This window comes from Duganella levis (genome assembly GCF_009857605.1).
Taxonomy (GTDB): Bacteria; Pseudomonadota; Gammaproteobacteria; order Burkholderiales; family Burkholderiaceae_D; genus Rugamonas; species Rugamonas levis.
On sequence record NZ_WWCT01000030.1, the window covers coordinates 22,108 to 42,824 of the forward strand.

Annotated in this window: 16 protein-coding genes; 10 read left to right on the forward strand and 6 right to left on the reverse strand. The window is 61.9% G+C overall.

The window, feature by feature from the left end; genetic code table 11:
- Positions 1-215: 215 nt before the first annotated feature.
- On the reverse strand, positions 216-656 hold the full coding sequence (locus tag GTP69_RS26975; RefSeq protein ID WP_161057777.1) for a hypothetical protein: 441 nt from the start codon (positions 654-656) through the stop codon (positions 216-218).
- 159 nt (positions 657-815) lie between these two features.
- Here GTP69_RS26975 and GTP69_RS26980 point away from each other — a divergent pair, with 159 nt between their 5' ends.
- The 6 genes from GTP69_RS26980 to GTP69_RS27005 are packed head-to-tail and all read left to right on the forward strand — an operon-like array spanning position 816 to position 7,949.
- Positions 816-2,063 carry an efflux RND transporter periplasmic adaptor subunit gene (locus GTP69_RS26980; RefSeq protein ID WP_161057778.1) on the forward strand — a complete coding sequence of 416 codons (1,248 nt, stop codon included), beginning with the start codon at positions 816-818 and terminating at the stop codon, positions 2,061-2,063.
- A gap of 14 nt (positions 2,064-2,077) precedes the next feature.
- Positions 2,078-2,740 (forward strand): ABC transporter ATP-binding protein, encoded by a 663-nt coding sequence (locus GTP69_RS26985; RefSeq protein WP_161057779.1) that lies wholly within the window; start codon positions 2,078-2,080, stop codon positions 2,738-2,740.
- A gap of 15 nt (positions 2,741-2,755) precedes the next feature.
- A complete protein-coding gene (locus GTP69_RS26990) occupies positions 2,756-3,997 on the forward strand; it encodes an ABC transporter permease (protein ID WP_161057780.1) in 1,242 nt (413 codons plus the stop codon).
- Positions 3,997-5,193 (forward strand): ABC transporter permease, encoded by a 1,197-nt coding sequence (locus GTP69_RS26995; protein ID WP_161057781.1) that lies wholly within the window; start codon positions 3,997-3,999, stop codon positions 5,191-5,193. The genes GTP69_RS26990 and GTP69_RS26995 overlap by 1 nt, the downstream gene beginning before the upstream one ends.
- A gap of 3 nt (positions 5,194-5,196) precedes the next feature.
- Complete coding sequence (locus tag GTP69_RS27000) at positions 5,197-6,603, forward strand: sigma-54-dependent transcriptional regulator (RefSeq protein ID WP_161057782.1); 1,407 nt, start codon at positions 5,197-5,199, stop codon at positions 6,601-6,603.
- Positions 6,600-7,949, forward strand: a complete 1,350-nt coding sequence (locus GTP69_RS27005; protein ID WP_161057783.1) for a sensor histidine kinase — start codon at positions 6,600-6,602, stop codon at positions 7,947-7,949. The genes GTP69_RS27000 and GTP69_RS27005 overlap by 4 nt, the downstream gene beginning before the upstream one ends.
- Before the next feature lie 4 nt (positions 7,950-7,953).
- On the opposite strand, the gene GTP69_RS27010 is transcribed toward GTP69_RS27005, so the two are convergent.
- Complete coding sequence (locus GTP69_RS27010) at positions 7,954-9,684, reverse strand: methyl-accepting chemotaxis protein (RefSeq protein WP_229261167.1); 1,731 nt, start codon at positions 9,682-9,684, stop codon at positions 7,954-7,956.
- 200 nt (positions 9,685-9,884) lie between these two features.
- On the opposite strand from GTP69_RS27010, the gene GTP69_RS27015 reads away from it, so the two are divergent.
- On the forward strand, positions 9,885-11,285 hold the full coding sequence (locus GTP69_RS27015; RefSeq protein WP_161057784.1) for an L-cystine transporter: 1,401 nt from the start codon (positions 9,885-9,887) through the stop codon (positions 11,283-11,285).
- 63 nt (positions 11,286-11,348) lie between these two features.
- Here GTP69_RS27015 and GTP69_RS27020 read toward each other — a convergent pair whose 3' ends face one another.
- The 4 genes from GTP69_RS27020 to GTP69_RS27035 form a co-directional block, all read right to left on the reverse strand.
- The gene (locus GTP69_RS27020; RefSeq protein ID WP_161057785.1) at positions 11,349-12,770 is read right to left on the reverse strand and encodes an OmpP1/FadL family transporter; all 1,422 of its coding nucleotides are present in this window, start codon (positions 12,768-12,770) and stop codon (positions 11,349-11,351) included.
- Between the two features lie 207 nt (positions 12,771-12,977).
- The gene (locus GTP69_RS27025; RefSeq protein WP_161057786.1) at positions 12,978-16,211 is read right to left on the reverse strand and encodes an efflux RND transporter permease subunit; all 3,234 of its coding nucleotides are present in this window, start codon (positions 16,209-16,211) and stop codon (positions 12,978-12,980) included.
- A 14-nt stretch (positions 16,212-16,225) separates the two neighbouring features.
- Complete coding sequence (locus tag GTP69_RS27030) at positions 16,226-17,392, reverse strand: efflux RND transporter periplasmic adaptor subunit (RefSeq protein WP_161057787.1); 1,167 nt, start codon at positions 17,390-17,392, stop codon at positions 16,226-16,228.
- A 215-nt stretch (positions 17,393-17,607) separates the two neighbouring features.
- Entirely contained in the window at positions 17,608-18,030 is a 423-nt protein-coding gene (locus tag GTP69_RS27035) for a divergent PAP2 family protein (protein ID WP_161057788.1), read from the reverse strand.
- A gap of 106 nt (positions 18,031-18,136) precedes the next feature.
- Between GTP69_RS27035 and GTP69_RS27040 the strand changes: the two genes are divergently transcribed.
- The 3 genes from GTP69_RS27040 to GTP69_RS27050 all read left to right on the forward strand — a co-directional run bounded on the left by GTP69_RS27040 (position 18,137) and on the right by GTP69_RS27050 (position 20,648).
- Positions 18,137-19,195, forward strand: coding sequence for a DUF475 domain-containing protein (locus GTP69_RS27040; RefSeq protein ID WP_161057789.1), 1,059 nt, complete (start codon positions 18,137-18,139; stop codon positions 19,193-19,195).
- Positions 19,196-19,229: 34 nt separating this feature from the next.
- Positions 19,230-19,601 (forward strand): DUF8785 domain-containing protein, encoded by a 372-nt coding sequence (locus GTP69_RS27045; protein WP_161057790.1) that lies wholly within the window; start codon positions 19,230-19,232, stop codon positions 19,599-19,601.
- A gap of 93 nt (positions 19,602-19,694) precedes the next feature.
- Entirely contained in the window at positions 19,695-20,648 is a 954-nt protein-coding gene (locus tag GTP69_RS27050; RefSeq protein ID WP_229261168.1) for a hypothetical protein, read from the forward strand.
- Positions 20,649-20,717: the final 69 nt, after the last annotated feature.

Consider the following 20,717-nt stretch of genomic DNA (forward strand, 5'->3'; position numbering starts at 1 on the left):
CCTAACACATTGGCATAGATCAATTGTTGGTAAATCCCCACATCGCTTCGGCTGCAGCCAGCACATCCCTTAGCGAAAAAGGATGATACTCAACGTGGTGACGAGAACGATACCGCCTCCCGCTAGCGAGGTAGATACCATAAATTTGATTAGCTTATCGCGACCAAGCGGCGTAGAGGCATAGCGAACAAAAGAGTCAATTAGGTTTCCCATATTTATCTCCCTGTGATCACGAAATGGAAAATGGCGAAGGTCAAAGCCGATAGCACCGTGAAGACTATTGATACTAGCACTATCCGCAAGGCCCCGGAGGCGGGCTTGTTATCACTGCGATCCAGTGAATCAATGGCTCCGAGCATGACCAGCACCGCAGAATAGATGATGAGAACCACATGAAAAACTAAAGCCGTCCATGCGATAACGCGCGGCCACCCGCTGGCGTTTTCCAGATAGCCAGCCAGCTCATAAGTGGCTCCCGCCGACATGGCGATCACAGGCCAAAACAACTGGCCATCTTTTACTACACTGTAGACCAGGCCCCGCGCCTGCTCTCGATAGGTTCGCCCAATGCCCAGCAACGGTAGCAGAGCAATCGGTGCGAAGATGGGGATGGCGATGTGGACGAAGATCCAGGCGATGAATTGAAGCGTATTCATAAATTCTCCTTTCTCAAGGGTGTCCGTTTCCGGACGGGTGTGGGCGGAGACGGGCAACGTGGCGCGTGGCGCTGGGTGGCCGGATCAGCTTAGAGCCTTGATTTACCTGGGTTTGTCTTTTTATCAAAGGTATGGCACGGGGCTTGCAATAGAAGAGGCATGGATACCCTCATCACCACCGCCACCCTCTCCCGCCGCAAGCGCAACACCGTGCTGGCGACCGCCGCTGTGCTGGCCACGCTCAGCCTCACGGCCTGGGCCATCAATCGCGCCGTCAGCCCCAGCGTCGATGCCGGCGACGTCAGCATCGCCACCGTGCGCGTCGGCAGCATCGCCAACACCATCAACGCCTCCGGCATCGTGATCCCGGTACACGAGGAACTGGTGTCGAGCCCGATCCAGACCCGCGTCGCCAAGGTCCACGCAAAGCTGGGCCAGCAAGTGCAGGCCGGCGAGCTGCTGCTGGAACTGGACAACCGCACCCTGCTGCTCGCCATCGACGCGCTCAAGGAGCAGCTGGCGCAACAGGAAAACCGCATCGTCGCGCTGACGCTGGAGATGGAGCAAAAACGCAAGCAGCTGACCAGCGCCATCGAGCTGCTGCAACTCGACCTGGAAGCCACCCGCGTCCGCCTGGTCCGCTACCAGACGCTGCGCAAGGCCGGCGGTGCTTCCGCCGAAGACCTGCTGACCGCCGAACTCAACGTCAAGCGCAACGAGATCCAGCTGCGCCAGACCCACGAACAACTGGCCGATAACAAGCTGGTCACCAACAGCAATATCGAAGGCGCGCGCCTGCAAAAAAACATCCTGCAAAAGCAGATGCAGGAACAGCAGCAACTGCTGGCGCAAACCCAGGTGCGCGCGCCGTTCGCCGGCATGCTGACCTGGCTGCTGGCCGATGAAGGCGCCAGCGTCGCCACCGGCCAGCTGGTCGCCAAGGTCTCGGAGCTCAATAACTACAAAGTCGAAGCCTCGCTGTCCGACTTCCACGCGCGGGCGCTCAACGCCGGCCAGAAGGTGCTGGTGGAACAAGGCAACGTCAAGCTCAACGGCGAGGTGCAGACGGTGCTGCCGGAAATCCAGAACGGCACCGTCAAGCTGCTGGTCACGCTGGCCGAGCCGCACCACGCCATGCTGCGCAACAAGCTGCGGGTGGAAGTCAACATCGTCACCGAGCAGAAGCAGAACGCGCTGCTTGCCGACAATGGCCCGGCCTTCAACGGTCGCGGCCCGCAAGATATTTTCGTGGTGCGCGACGGCGTCGCCCGCAAGACCACACTCAACATCGGCGCCAGCGATGGCAAGGCCGTGGAAATCCTGTCCGGCGTGCGCGCCGGAGACCATCTCATCACTTCAGACACCAGCCGCTACAAGGACCGCGACAGCGTCCGCGTAGCCCAATAAAAAAGAGGGAAAACATGATACGCCTGAACAAAGTCAGCAAAACCTACCAGACCGACAAAGTCGAAACGCTGGCGCTGAAAGACATCGACCTGCACGTCGGCAAAGCCGAATTCGTCAGCATCATGGGGCCGAGCGGCTGCGGCAAGAGCACGCTGCTCAACCTGATCGGCCTGCTCGACAAGCCGGGCAGCGGCGCCATCGAAGTCGCCGGCACGCCAGTGGCCTCGTACAAGGACAAGTATGTGGCCAAGCTGCGCAACAACACCTTCGGCTTCATCTTCCAGAGCTTCCACCTGATTAACGACCTGCGCGTGATCGACAACGTCGAACTGCCGCTGCTGTACCGCACCATGTCGGCCAAGAAGCGCCAGCGGCTGGCGCGCGAGGCGCTGGAAAAAGTCGGCCTAGGCGCCCGCATGGACCACTACCCGAACCAGTTGTCCGGCGGCCAGCAGCAGCGCGTGGCGATCGCGCGCGCGATTGTCGGCCAGCCGCAGGTCCTGCTGGCCGACGAGCCGACCGGCAACCTGGACAGCAAGATGGGCCAGGAAGTGATGGACATCCTGCTCAAGCTGCACAGCGAAGGCACCACCATCGTCATGGTCACCCACAACGAGCAGGAGGCGAAAATGGCCTCGCGCATCGTGCGCGTGTTCGACGGCCAGCTGGTCGCCTAGGCCGAGGGAGCGCACATGTTCAGAAATTATCTGCTGACCGCATGGAAAGTCTTCATGCGCCGCAAGCTGTTCACCGCCATCAACCTGCTATGCATCGTGCTGACGCTGATGGTGCTGCTGGTGGCCACCGCCCTGCTGCAAAACACCTTCTATCCGACCGGTGTAGAAGGCAAGAGCGACCGCTTCGTGCAAATGGTCATGATGCAATCGTCGCATACCGGCAAGGGCGGCACCCGTCGCGGCACACTCGGCTACAAGCTGGTCGACAAATACCTGAAGCCGCTGAAAAATGCCGAACTGGTGTCGGTGACAAGCAGCATTCCCAGCAGCGTGTCGGTCTACCAGGACGGCCGGATCAGCAGCCTGGACATGCGCCTGACCGATGCCGAATACTGGAAGATCCTCGACTTCACGGTGCTGCAAGGCCGCGTCATCAATGCCGACGATGTGGCACAGGGCCGCATGGTCGCAGTGCTGAATGAATCGACCGCGCGCAAGCTGTTCCCAGGCCAGACCTACCTGGATCAGAAATTTAGCGCCAACGGCCAGATCTTCACCGTCATCGGCGTGGTGCGCGACGAAATGCACATGAATGCCTACGCCGACATCTGGACCCCGGTCAGCGCCCAGCCATCCAGTGATTACAAGAACAGCCTGTTCGGCCAGTACGGCGCACTGATGATGGCGCGCTCGCCGGACGACCTGCCGGCGCTGAAGAAAGAGATCATGGCGGTCGCCAAGACCGTGCAGTACGATGATCCGAACGCTTTCAACGTCACCAAATTCTGGGGCGACTCCAAGCTGCAACTGTTCTCACGGATGCTGTTGAGCAGCGAGGACGAAGACGGCGGCACCAGCAAGCTGATCGGCGGAGTCATTGTGCTGATGCTGCTGTTCATGGCGCTGCCCGCGCTGAACCTGATCAACCTGAACGTCGGCCGCATCATGGAGCGCAGCAGCGAGATTGGCGTGCGCAAGGCGTTCGGCGCCACCAGCCGCCAGCTGGTGGCGCAGCTGGTGCTGGAAAATGTGCTGCTGTGCCTGATCGGCGGCGCCATCGGCCTGCTGTGCGCGGCAGGCGTGCTGTGGTGGCTGGAGGGCTCGGGCCTGATTCCCTACCTCACAGTCCACCTGAACTTTGCCGTGTTCGGTTACGGCCTGCTGATTACGCTGGTGTTCGGCGTGCTGTCGGGCGTGATCCCGGCCTGGAAAATGTCGCGCCTGGACCCGGTCCATGCGCTGAAAGGAACCGCATAATGTTGCGCCATCTGCTAAAACTGATCTGGAAACGCAAGTCCCGCAACATGATGCTCAGCCTGGAGATCCTGCTGGCCTTCCTGGTGGTGTTCGCGATCGCCGCCTTCGGCCTGCGCTACCACCAACTGTACCAGCTGCCGACCGGCCACAACTGGCGCAACCAGTGGTCGGTTAACATCCGCACGGCCAGCGACATCCCCAACGATGCGGCCGTCTTCGACAGCCTGAAGCGCGCGCTGCTCGACCTACCGGAGGTCGAGTCGGTGGCGTTCGCCAAATTCGGCACCTATGAAATGTCGCGCTGGACCGGCGAATACACGCTGCCCGACGGCAGCAATGAACTCAATATCGATGGACTCACGGTCAGCGACGACTATTTCGAGACCATGGACATGACAGCGGCCGCCGGTCACTGGTTCTCCAAGGCCGATGACGGCGCCGCCGCCACACCGGTCGTTATCAATCGCCGCCTGGCCGACAAGCTGTTCCCCGGCAAGGAGGCCGTGGGCCAGCTGTATATCGAACAAACGCACGACAAGAGCACGCCGGAGCGCTTCCGCGTGGCGGCGGTGGTGGAGCAGTTCCGCTCGCACGGCGAATTGATGGACCCGGTCTACTTCATGCTGCAACGCTATGTGCCGGGCGTCGGCAAGGAAGCCGCCTACAACATCATGCTCAAGCTAAAGCCGGGCACGCCGCGCATGTTTGAGGCCAAGCTCAACGCAAGGCTGAAGCAGGTGCGCAGTGACTGGAACTATGTGATTACGCCGCAGTCCGAAGCGCGCCGGTCGATGCTCAAATCTCAAATGATTCCGCTGATCATTCTGGGCGTGATCGCCGCCTTCCTGCTGGTGATGGTGGCCTTCGGCCTGTTCGGCGTGCTGTGGCAGAACACCACCCAGCGCATTCCGGAAATCGGCCTGCGCCGCGCGCTGGGCGCCAGCGCCGGCCGCATCTATCAGCAGATCATCGCCGAGCAATTGCTGCTGAGCTCGGGCGCGATGCTGATCGCGCTGGTGCTGCTGGTGCAGCTGCCGCTGACCGGCGTGTTCGGCGACAGCCTCAACTGGCCGGTGTTTGTGAAGGCTGCGGCGCTATCGGCCGCTGTGATCTATCTGCTATCCTTGCTATGTTCGCTGTATCCCGGCTGGCGCGCCGCGCGCCTGAGTCCGACACAGGCGCTGCACTATGAATAAATAATGGACTCTACTCGCAAGCAACGCATTCTCATTGTCGACGACGACAGCGCGGTACAGGTATCGCTGGCCCTGGTGCTCAAGCAGCAGGGCTACGAAGCCCTGTGCGCCGACGGCCCCAGGCAGGCGCTGGCGCTGTTAGAACAGCAGTCGGTGGACCTGGTGCTGCAGGACATGAACTTCTCGCTGCAGACCAGCGGCGAGGAAGGCTTGCAGCTGCTGGCCGACATCCGCGCCATGCAGCCGGCGCCGCCGGTGTTGCTGATGACGGCCTGGGGCTCGATCGCGCTGGCGGTGCGCGGCATGCAGGCCGGCGCCGCCAACTTCTTCACCAAGCCATGGGACAACACCCAGTTGGCCGAGTTGATCCGCACCACGCTGGAAGCGGCCGCACCGGTCCCGGCCGGCAACGCCTCGCGCCAGGCGCTCGATGCGCAATTCGATTTCAGCGGCATCGTTGGCGAACATCCGCGCTTGCTGAAGGTGCTGACCACCATCGGCCAGGTCGCCAACACCCGCGCGCCGGTGCTGATCCTCGGCGAAAGCGGCTGCGGCAAGGAATTGATTGCCGACGCCATCCACCGCAACAGCCCGCGCGCGAGCAAGCCCATCATCAAGATCAATATGGGGGCGATCACGCCGACGCTGTTTGAAAGCGAAATGTTCGGCCACGTGCGCGGCGCCTTTACCGATGCCCGCAGCGACCGCAAGGGCCACATCGCCAGCGCGCACGAGGGCACGCTGTTTCTCGATGAGATCGGCGAACTGAATCGCTCGGACCAGGTCAAGCTGCTGCGCGTGCTGCAAGACCAGACCTATCAGCCGGTCGGCGCCAGCCGCAGCGAGAAGGCCGATGTGCGCATCGTGTCGGCCACCAACCGCGAACTGGCCGAACTGGTGGCCAGCGGCGAGTTTCGCGAGGATTTGTTCTACCGGCTCAACCTGATCACCATACGCCTGCCGCCGTTGCGCGAGCGGCGCAGCGATATTGCGCTGCTGGCGCGACACATCATCGGCGAGGTGGCCGCCAGCTATGGCCTGCCGACCACGACGCTGGCGCCGCAGGCGCTGGAGTGGCTCAGCGCGCAGCCGTGGCCCGGCAATATCCGCCAACTAAAGCAGACGCTGGAGCGCACGCTGCTGCTGGTCGGCAGCAGTGAGTTGCGGCAGGCCGACTTTGTCGCCGCCGAGCAGCACGAGCATGGCGGCGCACTCGGTACGCAACGGCTGGGCGTGGATGGCATGACGCTGGAACAGGTGGAACGACACATGATCGTGCATGCGCTGGAGCAGCATCACGGCAATATCTCGCGCGTGGCCAAGGCGCTGGGATTGAGCCGCACGGCGCTGTACCGCCGGCTGGAGCGGCACGGTCTCGGCAGCGTGCCGGATAGCGAAGCACTTCCATGAGCCTGCGTTGGCGCTTGTACGCCTATCTGATCGGCGCGCATCTGCTATTTTTGGCGATCACAGTGGTGCTGTTCCGCGAGCAGCCGCTGTTGATGCTGGGGCTGGAAGTGCTGGTGCTGCTCAGCCTGGCGCTGGGCGTGTGGCTGCTGCGCCGCGCGCTGGAACCGCTCGGCTACACGCGCCACTTTCACGATCTGCTGCAGGACCAGCACTACGCCGCCCGCTTGCAGCTCAGCAGCGACAAGGAGTTGAACGAACTGGTGCAGCTATTCAACACCATGCTGGGCCGGCTGTATCAGGAGCGCTTGCAGATCGGCGAGCAGCAAGGCTTCCTCGACCGGCTGCTGGAGGCGACGCCGAGCGCCGTCATCGTGTTCGATTTCGACGGCCGCATTAGCCTGCTGAACGCCAGCGCGCACGCCTTGCGCGGGCTGGGCGACGTCAAGGGTAAAACGCTAGCCGCTTGCGCGCTGGAGGTTGATGAGGCCGGCGTTGGCCTGCTGGCGCAACTTGATGCGCTACCGCTGGGCGATTCGCAACTGCTGACCGATGCCGACGGCCGTCGTTATCGCGGCCAGCGCGGGCAGTTCTACGATCGCGGCTTTTCGCGCCACTTCCTGCTGGTAGAGGAATTGACCGAGGAGCTGGAAAGTTCGGAAAAAGCCACCTACGAAAAATTGATCCGCGTGTTGGCGCATGAGGTCAACAACACCGTGGCCGCCACCGGCTCGGTGCTTGACTCGCTGTTGTACTACCGCAGCCAGTTGGCCGAGCGCGACAGCGAGGATTTCAGCACCGCGATTCTGGCTGTGCAGCGGCGCAATGCCAGCCTGGGCGAGTTCATCGAGCGCTTTACGCGGGTGGTCAAGATGCCGGCGCCGGAGCTGCGTCCGGCGGCTGTGCGCGACATCATGGACGATATCCTGTACCTGTATCGCGAACAGTGCCGCAGCCGTGGCATCACCATCGCCTGGCAGCGTTGCGACGAGGTGCCGGCCATCGCCATGGACCGGCATTTGATGGAACAGGCGCTGCTGAATGTGGTGAAGAATGCGATGGAGGCGGTGGAGGCCGGCGCCGGCGATGGCAATAGCAACCATCGGCGCATCGACTTCGTGCTGGCGCAGGATGCCGGCCGTGTGCGGCTATCGGTGATCGACAGCGGCAACCTGCTGGGCGATGTGCCGGCAAGGCAGTTGTTCACGCCGTTCTTCACGACCAAAAAAGGCGGCCAGGGCATCGGCTTGCTGTTCGTGCGCGAGGTGCTGAACCGGCACGGCTACGCCTACCGCCTGGCCGCCACCAACGACGGCGCGACCAGCTTCGACATCTGGCTGACCGCCTAACCGATCAGAACTCTTCCCAATCCCCTTCACCACCGGCGGTGCTGGTCACGCGCTTCTGCGATTTGGCTGGCGCGCTGATGGCTGGCGTCGGGCGGGACGCAGCCGGCTTGGCCGATTGGGCAATCGCCAGCTTGGCTGCGGACGGTTTGGCGACCGGCGCTGGCTTGGCCACGCGCTGATGGCCATCCAGCTGGAACACGCTTACCACGCGCTCCAGATTGGCCGCCTGCTGCTGCATGGCCTCGGCTGCAGCGGCAGCCTCCTCCACCAGCGCCGCATTCTGCTGCGTCACCGTATCCATCTCGCTGACCGCCTGATTGATCTGCTCAATGCCGGCGCTCTGCTCATCGCCGGCGGTAGAAATCTCGGCCATGATATCGGTCACACGCTGTACGCTGGTCACCACCTCCGCCATGGTCTGCCCAGCCTGCTCAACCAGCTTGCTGCCGACCTCCACCTTCTCCACCGAATTGCCGATCAACTCCTTGATCTCCTTGGCCGCTGCGGCAGAACGCTGCGCCAGCGTCCGCACCTCCGACGCCACCACCGCAAAGCCACGGCCCTGCTCGCCGGCGCGGGCCGCTTCCACCGCCGCATTCAGCGCCAGAATATTGGTCTGGAACGCAATCCCGTCAATCACCGCAATAATGTCGACAATCTTGCGCGACGAATCGTTGATCGCGCCCATGGTATCCACCACCTGCGACACCACCGCCCCACCCTGCACCGCCACCGCCGACGCCGACTGCGCCAGCTGATTGGCCTGGCGCGCATTATCGTTGTTCGCCCGCACCGCGCTGGTCAGCTCTTCCATCGACGACGCCGTCTCTTCCAGCGAACTGGCCTGCTGCTCCGTGCGCGCCGACAAATCCTGGTTGCCGCTGGCGATCTGCGACGATGCCGACGCAATCGTCTCGGTTCCCACGCGCACCTCGGCGACGATCTCGGCCAGCGCATCGCGCATCTTCTTCATCGCATGCAGCATGCTGTGGTTGTCATTGTTCTGCGTATCGACCACCACCGTCAAATCGCCGGCGGCGATGCGGCCGGCAATCGACGCCGCATAATCCGGCTCGCCGCCCAGCTGGCGCAGCAAGCCGCGCGCGATGCGAATCGCTGCCACCGCCCCCACCACAATCGCCAGACCGCTCAACACCAGCATCAGCGTGCGCGCGCGCTGGTAGGCAGCGGCAGCTTCCGCCGCATCGGCCTGGTTGGTGGCTTTTTGCAGAGCGGCATATTCATCCATCGCCTCCTGCCACAGCTGGGTGGCGGGACCGGCTTGTTTCATCAGGATTTGCGTCGCCTCTTCGTCCTTGTTGGCCAGGGCCAGTTCAAACACCTGATCGTTGAACGGACGCGCCGTCTTTTGCAAGCTGACGATGCGCTCGCGGATCGCGATGCCCTTCGGCGTGCCCGGCATCTTGCCCAGCTGTTCCAGCGCAGCGTTGTAGCTGGCGCGCGCCGTGGTGACTTTTTCCAGTTCGCTGCGAATTTCAGTTTGCGCGGCCAGCAGCACCACCGAGCGCGACACGCGCGCAACGACGTGCACCGATTCCGACATCTTGTTCACCAGCTCCGTCTTGACGGCATTTTCATTGACGATGCGTTCCAACTTGGCATGAATCGTGCTCATGTTGAACACACCCAGCGCGGCCACCATTAGTAGCAACACCAGCACCAGCCCGAATCCCAAGCCGAGCCGGGTACCAACTTTCATGTTAGCGATAGCCATACGCCGTACTCCTCTATAAAAGATAAGGAAATTGTACGCCTACAATCTTCGTGTAGTTTTATTTAATTGCTGAAAGAAAACAACTTACAACACTCTATAGATGAATTTTGCATACTTATATAGCCAAATATTCGCTAAACAGTTTAAGCGGACATATAAAATGCACGATCGGTTACAAACATTGTAGTAAGGAATAAGCCATGGCGATAAATGTGATCCTCAACCTGCTGGCGGCGCTGGCCCTGCTCGGCCTGCTGTATGCGCAACAGCGCAAGCACGGTTCCTTTTCGGTGCGCGTGTTCACCGGCATGGGGCTGGGCGTGGTGCTGGGTGCGGCGCTGCAAGCGATCTACGGCGCCGGCTCGGCCGAGCTGAAAACCACCAGCGACTACCTCGACATCGTCGGCAGCGGCTACGTCAAGCTGCTGCAGATGATCATCATGCCGCTGATTATGGTGTCGATCATTTCCGCCATCCTCAAGCTGAAGGGTATCAACTCGCTAGGCAAGATCAGTGCGCTGACCATCGGCACCCTGATGATCACCACGCTGGTCGCCGCCAGTATCGGCATCCTGATGGCCAAGGTGTTCCACCTGAGCGCAGTGGGTCTGACCGCCTCGGCGGCCGACATCGCGCGCGGCGTCTACCTGCAAGGCAAGGTCGAGACAGCGCAGGCGATTTCGCTGCCGAGCATGCTGCTGAGCTTCATCCCGGCCAATCCCTTCCTCGACATGACCGGCGGCCGCAAGACTTCCACCATTGCGGTGGTGATCTTCTCGGTGTTCATCGGCATTGCCGCCACCGGCATCCATGACAAGAAGCCGGACATCTTCGCCTCGTTCGAGCGCTTTGTGCAGGTGGCCCACGCCATCGTCATGCGCATCGTCACGCTGGTGCTGCGCCTGACGCCGTACGGCGTGTTCGCGCTGATGGCGCAGGTGGTCTCGACCTCCAGCTATACCGACATCCTGCACCTGATCGACTTCGTGCTGGCGTCGTACAGCGCGCTATTGCTGATGTTTGTGGTGCACCTGCTGATCGTCTCCGGCCTGGGCCTGAATCCGCTGCGCTGGACCAAGAAGATCCTGCCACTACTGACCTTCGCTTTCACCTCGCGCAGCAGCGCCGGCGCAATTCCAATAAGCGTGCAGACCCAGAGCCAGCGCCTTGGCACGCCGGAAGGCATCGCCAACTTCGCCGCCTCGTTTGGCGCCACCATCGGCCAGAACGGCTGTGCCGGCATCTACCCTGCCATGCTGGCGGTGATGATTGCGCCGACCGTGGGCATCGATCCGTTCACCCTCAGCTTTATCGCCCCGCTGCTGGCGATCATCACCATTGGTTCGGTCGGCGTGGCCGGTGTGGGTGGTGGCGCGACCTTTGCGGCGCTGATCGTGCTGTCGTCGATGAACCTGCCGGTGGCGCTGGCCGGCCTGCTGATTTCGATCGAACCGCTGATCGACATGGGCCGTACCGCGCTCAACGTCAGCGGCTCGGTCACCGCCGGCGCCGTTGCCAGCCGGGTGATGGGCGAAACCGACATCGCGGTCTTCAACAGCGACGCCGAACCCGCCATCGACAGCGACCGCAAGGCCGCCTGATTGCGATTCTCCAGGCAATAAAAAAAGGACCCGAGGGTCCTTTTTTTTTCGTCCTGGCAGAGCTTAGAACTTGTAGTTGTACGACAAACCAATCAGCGACAGGTGAGTCTGATACACGCCACGGGTGGTTTCGCCGTTGCCGGTGCAGGTGGTGGCCAGCGGGTTGCACTGGTTGGTGTAGTTGATGGTGGCGTCCTTGAAGTCCAGGAAGCTGTACGCCAGGTCGATCGACGAACGTGGGCTCAGCTTCCAGTTGGCGCCGATCGAATACTGCATGCGGTCGCTGTCCGGCAGCGCTGGGTGGGTCAGCTCGGCGTTCTGCACCGGCGACTGGTCATGCGCGATACCGCCGCGCAGGGTCAGGTTTTCGTTGTACGCATAGTTCGCGCCCAGCGACACGCGCACGGTGTTTTTCCAGTGCTGGCGAATCACTTCCGCGCCTTCGGTGGTGCCAGGGAACTGGATGTCCAGGTCGCCCAGGCGGTTGTGGCGGCTAAAGGTGACGTCGGCCATGCCGGCCCACTGCGAATTGAACTGATGGAAGGCGTTGGCCGACAACGTCTCCGGCGTGCGCAGTGACACCAGCGCAGCCGAGTTAGCCTTGTGCGAGGCCGCCTGCAGCACCTGGTTGACGATCGGATCGGTGGTCACTTTCGAGAAATCCCACACGGTGCTGCCACGCAGCTGGTGCGAGATCGACGAACGGTAGGCCAGGCCGAAGCGGGTGCTCTCGTCCAGCGTGAACATATAGCCCAGGTTGAAGCCCCAGCCCCAGTCCTTGCCATCGTTGGAGCCGTGTGCATCGCCCGCCGTGCGCAGCAGCGCGGGATTGCCGCCCAGGGCAGCGATCTGACGGATCAGCACGGCGCCTTGCGCGGCGCCCGCGCCGCTCGACAGTGCGGCGATCGAGCCGGGCACGTCAACCGCCTGGCCCAGTTCGGCCTTCATGAATTCGGCGTCGATGCCGAAGCCGAACGCGTGGTGTTCATTCATTTTCCACGACACCGATGGATTCAGCGTTACCGACTCCAGCTTGATGTTGGACAGCGCGTAGCGGCCGCTCCAGGTGTTGCCGTAGTCCAGCTTGGCGCCGTATGGCACGTACAGGCCCATGCCCACCGCCCATTGATCGTTCAGCTTCTTGCTGATGTACAGCGATGGCGCGGTGACCGCGTTCGGTGCGTAATCGTTGGCCGGGGTGCCGTTGGTCGGCGCGCCGGTGAAGTGGGTCGAGCCGCTGTCGTTGTAGGTCGAGTGCGGCACGACGACGGTGGCGCCGACGCTGATCTGGGTGCCGTCCAGGCGGCTCAAGCCGGCCGGATTGTAGAAGATGGTCGAGGCATCGGCCGCTTCGGCGCCGTTGGCGTCCGCCGTGCCCTGACCGGCCACGCTCTGCGAACCGAAACGGTAGCCGGACGCGTTGGCGCCCACGGAAATGGCGCTCAGGGCGGCAGCAATGATCAGGGAAAGATATTTGGGTTGCATAGCAGTCTCGCTTTATGAATGGTTTTTTTGTCCCATAGCCTTTTGGTACGGGAAGGCCAGCAGCATACTACATAAATAAAACAATTAAAAAGGCAAGACGTTAGAGTGCGAATACTAATTAAAACCTTGAAACCGAGCAGTTGCTCTGCACTGGGGACGTAAAAAAGGGCCCGCAGGCCCTTTCTTATGATCAAGTGATAATTGCACTCAAGCAATCTTCCGTTCGACTTCCGCCGGTGGCGCTGGCGGATTTTTGTCCTTGCCGAACGCCTTGCGCACTGCCCACAGGATTGAGCGGAACACAAAGCGCAGCAGCACCAGGAACAGCAGGAACTCGATCACGATCGACAGCACGGCCAGGATCATGCCGAAGCGTTCGGCGCGGCGATGCAGCTTGACGATGGCGCTGTCCTTCTTGATCTCGATACTGTCATAGAAGGTTGGCACCATCAGCAGCGTCAGCAAGGTCGAGGTGATCGTGCCGCCGATAATCGCAATCGCCATCGGACGGTAGAACTCGCCGCCCTCGCCCAGCCCCAGCGCCACCGGGAACATACCGGCGATCAGCGCGAAGGTGGTCATCAGGATCGGACGCAGACGCATGCGGCCTGCATACATCAGCGAATCCTCGCGGCTGAAGCCCTCTTCCTGGCGCTTGCGCGCCGCGTCCAGCAGCAGGATGGCGTTCTTCGCCACCAGGCCCATCAGCATGATCACGCCGATCAGACTCATCAGGTTGATGGTGCTGTTGGTGGCCAGCAGGCCCAGCACCACGCCGATCAGCGACAGCGGCAGCGACAGCATCACCGCCACCGGCGCGGTGAACGAACCGAACTGCATGACCAGGATCAGGTACATCAGGCCGATACCGGCGATCAGGGCGATGCCCATGGCGCCAAACACTTCCTGCATGTCCTTGCCGGCGCCGCCCAGCGCCAGGCCGTAGCCCGGCGGGAAGTCGATATCCTTGACCAGTTTCATGGCGTCGGTGGTCACCTCGCCAGGCGAGCGGCCTTCAACGTTGGCGGTGACGGTAATCACGCGCTTGCCATCCTTGTGCTTGATGGTGGACGGGCCTTTGCCCATCGTCACTTCCGCGATCTGGTCCAGCGGCACCATCTGATTGGTGCCCACCACCGAAATCGGCAGGCGCTCGATGTTCTCGGCGCTGGTGCGGTCTTCCGGCGCCAGGCGCACGGCGACGTCACGCGACTCGCCGGTCGGATCGACCCAGTCGCCCACCTCGATACCGGCAAACGCCACGCGCAGCGCCTGCGCCGCATCGCCGGTGGCGATGCCCATCGAGTTGGCCAGGCCACGGTTCAGCACGATTTGCAGCTCGTCCTTCGGATCCATCTCGGACAGGCCGACATCAACCGCGCCCGGCACACGGCGCAAGCGGTCCATGAAGCCGTTGGTGATTTCCATCAGCTTGCGCGAATCGGCGCCGGTGAATTCAATCTGCACCGGCTTGCGGGCGCCATTGCTCAAGTCGTCCAGCACCGTGTATTCGGCGCCGACCAGCCCGGCCAGCTTCTCACGCAACTCCTTGGCCACCTCAATCGCGCCGCGCTTGCGCTCGGTCTTCTTGCCGATATCGACGTAGATGCGACCGCCGCTCAGGTTGACGTAGCTATTGGTTTCCTTGGTTTCCTTGATGCCGCGCGCAATCACCGCAGCTTTTTCCAGCTTCAGGCGCGAGTACTCCAGCGACGACGACGACGGCGTCCGCACATCGATCGCAATCGTACCCCAGTCGGACGCCGGCACGAAGCTGGCGCCGCCAAACTTGACCTGCAGGCCGATCGCCGCCACGAAGGTGGCCAGCGCAATGATGCCCATCGCGCGGCGGTGGTGCAGCGCCCATTCGATCACATTGCCGTAGCGGTTGGCCTGATGGTCGAACCAGTGATTGAACTTGGCGAAGTATCTCTCGATGCCACGGCGCGGTGCATCGTGGTGATCCGGCGGATCGCCCCAGAAGGCCGACAGCATCGGGTCCAGCGTGAACGAAATCACCAGCGACACCGCCACCGAGCAGGTCACCGTCAGCGCGAACGGACGGAACCATTCACCGGTAATGCCCGGCATGAAGGCCACTGGAATAAACACCGCCATGATCGAGAAGGTGGTGGCAGCCACCGCCATGCCGATCTCGGCCGTGCCCTTCAGCGCGGCGGTGCGGCGGTCGGCGCCCAGCTGCATGTGACGCACGATATTTTCCCGCACCACGATCGCGTCATCGATCAGCACGCCGATCGCCAGCGACAGGCCCAGCAGCGTCATGAAGTTCAGCGTAAAGCCGCACAGCCAGACACCGATGAAGGCCGCCAGCACCGAGGTCGGCAGCGACAGCGCGGTGATCAGCGTCGAGCGCCACGAGTTCAGGAAGGCGTACACCACGAAAATGGTCAGGCCGGCGCCGAACACCAGCGATTCGATCACGTTGTTCAGGCTGCTCTCGGCGTTTTCGCCGTCATCTTCGGTGACTTCCAGCTTGGTGCCTGCTGGCATTTCCTTCTGCATTTCCACCGACATGGCGCGGATTTTCTTGGCCACCGTCACGGTCGACGCATCGCGCGAACGGGTCACGGAAATACCGACGTTCGGTTTACCGGAGCGCACGCTCAGGCTGTTGACTTCGGCAAAGCCGTCTTCAATCGTCGCCACTTGCGCCAGACGCACCAGCTCGTCGCCATTGCGCTTGACCACCACTTGCTGGAACTCTTCCGGACGCTCGATGCGGCCGACCAGGCGGATGCTCTTCTCGTCCAGCTCGCCACGCACCTTGCCGACCGGCGCGTTGGCATTCTGGTTGCGCAGCGCGTTGACCACGTCGCCCACCGAGACATTGTATTCGCGCAGCTTCTCGGCCTTCAGCAGCACGCTCAGCTCGCGCTTCAGCGAACCGTCGATATTCACCGAGGCGACGCCGTCGATGCTGCGGAAGCGGTCGGCCAGCTTGTCTTCAGCCAGGCGCGAAATCTCCGCGTGGGTCTGCGAACTGGACGACAGCGCCAGCTGCATCACCGGCTGCGCCGACGGATCGATGCGCTGCAGAATCGGCTCGCGCATCTCGGTCGGCAGCTTGTAGCGCACCGCCGCGATGGCGTTGCGGATCTCGTCCGACGCCTCGATCAGGCTCTTGGTGAAGGTGAACTTGATCAGGATCTGGGCCGAACCTTCGGCCGCCGTACTATTGATCTCGGTGACCCCGGTAATCGAGTTCAGCGATTTTTCCACGCGGTTGATGATCTCGCGCTCCACCGTTTCCGGCGACGCGCCCGGATACGGAATCGCCACCACGATGAACGGCACTTCGACGTCCGGGTTCTGGTTGACCCGCAGCTTGCTCAGGGCCATCAGGCCCAGGCACATCATCGCGACGATCAGCACGATCGTGGCAATGGGCTTCTTTACACTAAAATCTGAGAGGAACATGGCGATTTATCCTGTTATTTTTCCGACACTTTTGGCGTCGAGGCCGATGCCACCGCCTTCGGCGTGCTCAGTTCGACTTTCTGGCCATCCTTGAAGCCGGACGCCGGTACCCGCACCACCATGTCACCCGACTGCAGACCGCTCAACACTTGCCAGCGGCCGGTGCGTTCGTCGCGGGTGCCGATGCTCAGCGGCACCTTGGCCAGCGCGCCATTCTTGATGCGCCACACATAATTACTGTCGCCGGCCTGGACCAGCGCCGACGGCGGGATCATCAGCGACGACGTGGTCTGCGCTTCGACCCGGCCTTCTGCATACAGGCCGGCCACGCCGGGACGCACATTGTCGGCAAAATCCACCAGCACTTCGACCTGGCGGGTTACCGCATTGGCGGCCGGATCGACGCGCTTGACCTTGCCGTTGAACTGTTTGTCCGGATAACCGTTGACGCGGAACAGCACCGGCTGGCCCAGCTTAACCACGCCGATCTTGTCGGCCGAGACCATGCCTTCAAAGCGCATGCTGGAAGGATCGATCACTTTAATCAGTTCTTTGCCGATCTGGGCGGTGTCGCCGTTCGACACCTTGCGCTCACTAACGATACCGTCAAACGGCGCACGCACCTGGGTGCGGGTCAGCTGCTGGCGCGCCGACACCGAACGCGACTTGGCGGCCGCCACATCGCTCTGGGCATTGTTGCGGCGTACTTCAGCGTCTTCCAGCGCGGTGGTCGATACCATGCCGGAAGCCAGCAGGGTTTTCTGGCGCTCGTACATGCGCTGGGTCTGGGCCAGCGTCTGCTCGGCGGCGCGGGTGGCCTCATCGGCGGAAGTCAGGCTGTCGCGGATCGAAGTCTCGTCCAGGCGCAGCAGCACATCGCCCTTTTTGACGGCTTCGCCGTTTTCCTTGAGCACCTGCAGCACGATGGCGCCCACTTCGGCGCGCAGGTCGGCGCGGCGCTCGGGCTGGATCGAGCCGGTGATGACCGGGCCGGACGCCAGCGCGTCGGACTCGATGGTCAGGGTATCTTCCGGCGACATCAGCAAAGTCACTTTTTTCTCGTCTTTCGCTGCGGTTGCCGAGGCGGAAGCGCTGGCTCCTTTCTCGGGCTCCTTGGCTGATTTGCCGCAGGCCACCAGGGCAGAGGCAATGGCGAGAGCTAACAGGGTTTTACGCAACATAAAGTTCTCCGAGATTTATTAAGTGCTTCTTAAAATTTTAGCCAGACTACAGGGCACGGAGTATCCGCGACCGACGTTATCAGGTCAATCATAGTGCGATGGACGGCAGAATTTGTGGCTGAAATGCCGAATACGGGGATGAACGGTAAAGCCAGGAAGGGAAAAGTGTCCGCTTTGGCGGACAGGCCGGACAGAGCGTCCGGCCGGAGGGAGGATCAGCCGCGGCCGAAAATGGCGTTGACGATGTGGCCGATGGCGATACCGGTGCACAGGCCGCCGGCGATTTCCACCAGCGTGTGGCCCATGCGCTCGCGCAGCCACTTGTGCTTGTCGTTGCCTTCGGCCAGGCGGTTGATGGCGGCGGCCTGCTTGCCGACGTGCTGGCGCAGGCTGTTGGCGTCAATGATGACAATAAAGCACAGCGTGACGGCGACGCCGAAGGCCGGATGGCCGATGCCCTCGCGCAACGCGATCAAGGTCGCCATGCTGGACACCACGGCGCTGTGATTGCTCGGAAAACCACCGTTGCCGACCAGGTTGAACGCCCATTTGCGCGCCTTGGCGCTATTAATCAGGAACTTGATCGGCCCCACCGTGACCCAGGTAATCAGCGGCGTGACGAGGTAAGCGATGTCCATCGTTAAATCCTTAACATTTTTGTGGCGACATTATGGCAGATGGCAACCCAGCGACGGAAGCAAGTAATATAAAATCCCCCTTGCTCTCATTTCAATAAAGATAACCATGCAACACTTCAGAATCTCGTTTATCGTCACCTTCATCCTCATGGCGCTGTCCGGCTGGTGGGGCTACAACCACGGTGGCGTCAACGGACTGGTGCAGGCGCTGTGGATCACCGCCGTGCTGGGCATCATGGAAGTGTCGCTGTCGTTCGACAACGCCGTGGTCAACGCCTCGGTGTTGCGCCACTGGAACGAATTCTGGCGCAAGCTGTTCCTGACGGTCGGGATTGTGGTGGCCGTGTTCGGCATGCGGCTGATCTTCCCGCTGCTGATCGTATCCATGGCGACCGGCCTGGGCCTGCTGGAAGTGTGGCATATGGCCACCACAACGCCCGAGTTGTATTCCAAGTACCTGACCGGCGCCCATGCCGAGGTGGCGGCCTTCGGCGGCGCCTTCTTGCTGCTGGTGTTCCTCAACTTCCTGTTCGACGACCAGAAAGAACTACACTGGCTGGGCTGGATCGAGGAAAAGCTGGGCCAGCACGGCACAGAGAGCCTGGCGGTGCTGCTGGCGCTGGCGGCAGTGTTCGCCTGCGTGTCGCTGGTGCCGGCCGCCGAGCAATACAAGGTGCTGACGGCGGGCGTAGTGGGCGTCATCGTCTACCTGGCGGTCGGCTGGATCAGCTCGTTGCTGGAAGAAGACCCGCCGGAAGATGACGAGGACATCACCGAAGCCGGCGTGGCGCCGATCGTGGCGGCAGTGGCCAAGGGCAGCATCGGCGGTTTCCTGTATTTGGAGGTGCTGGACGCCTCGTTCAGCTTCGACGGCGTGATCGGCGCCTTCGCCATCACCACCGACGTCGTCGTCATCATGCTGGGGCTGGCCATCGGCGCCATGTTCGTGCGGTCGCTGACGGTGTTTTTGGTGCACAAAGGTACGCTGGACGAATACGTCTACCTGGAGCATGGCGCGCATTACGCGATCGGCATCCTGGCCCTGATCATGCTGGCCAGCGTCAAATACCATATTCCAGAGTGGTTTACCGGACTGTCCGGCGTGGCGTTCATCGCGGTATCGCTCTGGTCGTCGGTGCGCTACAAGCGTCAGAACGCCGCGTGATACCATCCCTTTCATTGCATAACCCAGGCTCACCATGACCACATCCAAACGCGTAATCCTGACTTTCATCGGCCTGCTGGCCGCCGCCGCACTGCTGATGGCCGCTTACACCTGGGCCATGCTGCACATCTCGTACTCCGATGGCGAGCGCGCCGGCTACCTGCAAAAATTCTCCACCCGCGGCTGGGTGTGCAAGACCTGGGAAGGCGAAATCCTGCTGACCTCGATGCCGGGCGCGATCCCGGAAAAGTTTGAATTCAGCGTGCGCGACCCGCTGGTGGCCAAAGACCTGACCAACGCCACCGGCAAGCGCGTCATCCTCAGCTACGCCCAGCACAAAGGCGTGCCGACCCAATGCTTCGGCGAAACCGAGTATTACATCACCAAGGTCGCCATCCAGCCCTAACACAATGGCAAGACTGCCATTTTGCGCTACTGTAAGACAGTGTTTTTTGATTTCCGGTAAACTCCATCTTTTGCCGGATATCAATTAACTCTTATGCAACGAATTCTGATAGGCGTCGTGGCGCTGGTGGCCGCGGCAGCCGTGCCGGCCCAGGAACTGACCGGTTACGCGGGCGCGCTGCGCGTCAACGAAGCCAAGGAATACAGCTTCAGCGCCGGCGCCTCGTACGCCCATCCGGTCAACGAACACCTGGGCCTGAGCCTGAGCTACCTGAACGAAGGCCATCCGACCGACCACCACCGCGACGGCGTGGCCGGCCAGGTGTGGGTGCGGACCGGTCCCAACCAGCCAGGCTGGAGTTTTGCCGCCGGCGCCGGCCAGTACTACTACTTCGACACTACCGAGCTGCACAGCGACGGCAACACCAAATACACCAATGACCACGGCTGGGCCGCCATCTATAGCGTGCAGGCGACCTACCACTACGCGGACAGCCGCTGGTACAACCAGGTGCAGGTCAACCGCATCTCCCCGACCGGCAAGGACTCGACCACCTCGCTGATGCTGGGCGTGGGCTACCAGTTTAATGGCGTCAAAGGCGACAAGCTGCATCTGGAAGGCCCTGCCACGGACGAAGCGATTACCTTGATGGCGGGCCAGGGCATCAACAATAGCCTGAGTTCGGAGACCACCACCATTGCAGCACTGGAATACCGGCGCGCGGTGGGGCGGTATGTGGACTGGACGGTCACTGCCATCAACGAAGGCAACACCCCGCAAAGCAAGCGCAACGGCGTCGCCACGCAGCTATGGCTGATCCGTTCGTTGAATCAGAAAGTCGAGTTGGGCATGGGGGCAGGCCCCTACTTCAACGTCAAGGTGCCGGATGCCGAGGGGCAACGCTCGCACAAGGCGGGGCTGGTCAGCATTGGAGGCCGCTATCACCTGGCCAAGCGCGTGGTGGCGCAAGCCTCATGGAACCGCGTGGTCACCGACTACCATCGCGATGCCGACCTCCTACTTATCGGCCTCGGCTACAGCTTCTAAACTCCGGGGTCAGGTCCGGCACTTGGACACGAGCCCAACCGTAGCGAACGTTACGGTTGGGCTCGTGTC